Raw genomic sequence first — 3,493 nt, 5'->3', positions numbered from 1 at the left:
ATTGGGTCAACAGGTAAAAGATGAGTAATTTTACTCATTGACAATAGTGCTTTTAGCTTAACTTGTGAGTAATGCTCTCTCCCCCTCTCCCTCTCTCCCCCTCTCCCTCTCTCCCCCTCTCCCTCTCTCCCCCTCTCCCTCTCTTCCCCACTCCCCACTCCCCACTCCCTTTTTTCAACCAATGTTCCGCCCAAAAAGCTCTGTTCAAAAAAAGTCTGTCCTCCCGCTGCGCGTTGTGCTTACAGTCCCCAACGCTCTCCAGATTTCGACTTTACTATGTCTAACGGGATGGCTTTCTTTTCAAACAGGGCGGCAGACAACTCACTACTTAGTTGCACAGCTATTGTCCGAAGCAACGAGCCGCATCTGGGACCGCCTTGACAACTACTTAAAAGAAGGGGTTGGGAAAGGAGAAGGGACTTACAATCAAATTCCAACTGGTTCGGTAAACCAACTTTCCCCAAGTCAAACAGCCGGAGTCACAATCAAACCAAATGGGGAAAGAAATGGGTCAGACTCTCCAAAAACAATATTGCCTCAACAAAAAACAAATCCTGCTTTTCCCACCCCAACCTCAACATTCAACTTGCACGATTTCCTCATTAGCCCTAACTGTCAAGCTTTTATCTTAGACCGTTCGGGACGTTTAGTGGCTCGGAACGAGGTAACTGAACCAAAACCGTCTATTTCTGTTGACGGACGGCAGCGAGAAAGCGCCCAAGCTCTGCAACAAAAAGTAATCCAGCTTTCAACAGAGTATTTGCTTAAACATTATGGCAGCCTCGCTGCTATTAACAGCAGCCAAAATCTTAACTTTACTGCCAGCAACTCACTATACTTGCTACAAGTCAGACCTTTTAAAAACCCGAAAGGCTTAAATTGGCTGATTGTGGCAGTTGTACCCGAAACCGACTTCACCCAAAAAGTTCAGGCCAACACCCGCAACACTATTTTGCTCGTGTTACTGGCTTTGGTTCTTTCTATCTGCCTTTTGCTGTCCATTTCCCTAAGAATAGAACAGCGGCTGCTGCGGTTAATTTCAGCAACAGAGGCGATAGCTGGTGGCGACTTCGACTCAACAGTTTCAGGTAGCGGTGTTGCCGAACTCGAAGCCCTAGCCTGTGCTTTCTTGCGCATGAATTGCCAGTTAAAAGCATCTCGCAAGCGGTTAGGAATGAAAATTTAATAACTTTAGCGTCTGCTAAATAGTTGGAACTGCACGATAATTCCATTTTGGTAGATATTCATCAAAAATAATTTTCATTGTTTCTTTAAATCCCTTAGCTACTTTTCGACCAGTTTCATAAATTTTATCGCTCACATTTACTACCACAGAAAGCCCGGTTTTAGTATGAGTTTTTGCCATGAGTTTTTTAACTAACTCAAGACTGGTAAAAATCACTCCTTGACAGGCTCTGGTTACGTGAGGAAACAAACGATGTTCAATCGGATTATACTTCGATGTATAGGGGGGATAGTGTGCGATTCTAATTTCTATTTCTAGCTCGTCAACTAATTTTTGTAAATCCGATTTAAAGATATGATGATTGGAATTATTACTGCCACCGCCATCGCATTTTATCAAAGTTGAATTGGCTTGAGGGTAGATAAATTTTCCGTAATTAACCCACCATAATTTTATCGATTCACAAGCAAATTCACTTGTGTCTTTACTGATTCCCAGGTTTAAATATCCTCGGTTATGTTGCAGATCATAAATTCCATGAGGTACTACTTTTCCTTCAGCCAAACTCCAAAAATCATGGTCAAATGTCGTAATAGCTTCCGTAGTATATAGACTTCCTGCTCGATATAGATTTCCAATAAATTCCTTCTTTTTCGTGTCCATACTAACAATCGGATTTCCCTGCAACTCATACTCTGCGGTAATTATGGCAAGATTTTCAAATTGTTCATTACGATTCTTGGTTACTCCGGTTGTTTGTTTTTTTTGAGCTTGGCGTTTCACATATCCATGTTTTTTTAACAGTTTTTGAACAACTGTTGTACTGACTATTGTTTCCTGAGCCTTCAGACCTTCAACTATTTGTTGCTGGGTAAGATTTGTCCATTTAATTTTTTCCGACATTGGATCTCCGGCTGTGTGGTTTTTTAAGACTTCTAAAAAACGCTCATTTAAATCAGGTATCTCAGACTCCCTAGTTTTTCTGACTCCTCCACGTCGGCGAATTCTCTGTTGATTACAAGTAGTGTCTGATTCACTTTTTAACTCCTTAATTCCCTTGGCTATTGTATTCCTGTCTACTCCCAAAACTCGGGCTATGTAAATAATTCCACCATAGCCAAGTTTTACGGCTTCTATCGCTGCATATTTTCTTTGGTCTTTTTCAGATAAAGACTGATGATGTTTTCGCATTAAATCAGTAATTTCGTCTGAGTAATACATAAATTAAGTTAGTCAGAAATTATTCAAATCCAAAAATCATGAGCGACATAAAAAGAACCAAGTAGGTATAATATTTGACATCTCTACCGCAACATAAACCTATTCATATTCACTCATTTATTTATTATACATCGCTGATGTTATTAAATTTTCATGCCTCAGCAAAATATTCGGGCGATTTAAAGCGGCAAGTTGCACAGAAAACTATTGAACTAAAACAAGCTCTAATTGCCGCCGAAAGTGCCAATCGCGCTAAAAGTACCTTTCTGGCTAATATGAGCCATGAATTGAGAACGCCTCTGAATGCGATTATCGGCTTTGCCCACCTCCTTGTAAACTCTAAAAAAACTGCACCGGAACAGCAGTCGAGTTTAGATATTATCAATCGCAGCGGCGAGCATTTGTTGAAACTAATCAACGATATTTTGTCGCTGTCTAAGATTGAAGCTGGTCAAATTACCCTCGAATCAAATACTTTTGACCTGTACAGTTTGCTATCGGACATAGAAGGGATGTTCCAACTCAAAGCTCAGTCGTCGGGATTGCAACTTGTTTTTGAACTCCGGAATGATGTACCGCAATATGTCCGAACTGATGAAAGCAAGCTGCGCCAAGTTTTGATTAATCTGTTGGGTAATGCTGTTAAATTTGCTGAGACGGGTAGGGTGAAGCTGACTGTAAAATGCCTTCAGTTGCTGGCAAAAAAACCGTTATCCAAATTCTTTCTCCAGTTCTCTGTGAAGGATACAGGCCCAGGCATTGCGCCTGATGAGGTTAGCCGTTTGTTTAAGCCGTTCGTGCAAGCGGATGCTGGCAGAAAATCGCAAACGGGAACGGGTTTGGGATTGCCAATCAGTAACTCTTTTGTGAAGCTGATGGGTGGCGAGATTAAGGTCAAAAGTTCTGTGGGGAAAGGAACGGTTTTTAGTTTTTACATTAAAGTCAGTCATGCAACTGAGAGCGAAATTTATGACAGACAGCCGCAAAAACGAGTGAAGGGGTTGGCATCGAACCATTTGTGACAAGTTAAGAAAAAGTGCAAATTGTCAAGGGGGTAGACAAAAAAAGGTAAAATAGGATGAAACC

General features: G+C 41.2%; 4 protein-coding genes. 2 read left to right on the top strand and 2 right to left on the bottom strand.

Annotation, left to right across the window (positions count from 1 at the left end):
- Window positions 1-194, bottom strand: a 194-nt coding sequence (locus tag QUB61_RS38485; RefSeq protein WP_333136637.1) for a hypothetical protein, incomplete at its 3' end; no start/stop codon positions are given.
- A gap of 41 nt (window positions 195-235) precedes the next feature.
- On the opposite strand from QUB61_RS38485, the gene QUB61_RS38480 reads away from it, so the two are divergent.
- Window positions 236-1,186, top strand: coding sequence for a HAMP domain-containing protein (locus QUB61_RS38480; RefSeq protein WP_333136639.1), 951 nt, complete (start codon window positions 236-238; stop codon window positions 1,184-1,186).
- A 15-nt stretch (window positions 1,187-1,201) separates the two neighbouring features.
- Here the strand turns inward: QUB61_RS38480 and QUB61_RS38475 are convergent, their stop codons facing one another.
- Window positions 1,202-2,407: an ISAzo13 family transposase gene (locus tag QUB61_RS38475; RefSeq protein ID WP_333136640.1), complete on the bottom strand. Its 1,206-nt coding sequence runs from the start codon at window positions 2,405-2,407 to the stop codon at window positions 1,202-1,204.
- Between the two features lie 137 nt (window positions 2,408-2,544).
- Here QUB61_RS38475 and QUB61_RS38470 point away from each other — a divergent pair, with 137 nt between their 5' ends.
- Window positions 2,545-3,429, top strand: a complete 885-nt coding sequence (locus QUB61_RS38470; protein WP_333136641.1) for an ATP-binding protein — start codon at window positions 2,545-2,547, stop codon at window positions 3,427-3,429.
- Window positions 3,430-3,493 lie beyond the last annotated feature (64 nt).

The organism is Microcoleus sp. C2D2 (assembly GCF_036702495.1).
Lineage (GTDB): Bacteria > Cyanobacteriota > Cyanobacteriia > Cyanobacteriales > Microcoleaceae > Microcoleus.
Note: the sequence above shows the minus strand (reverse complement) of the source record. Positions and strands in the feature narration are given on the sequence as shown.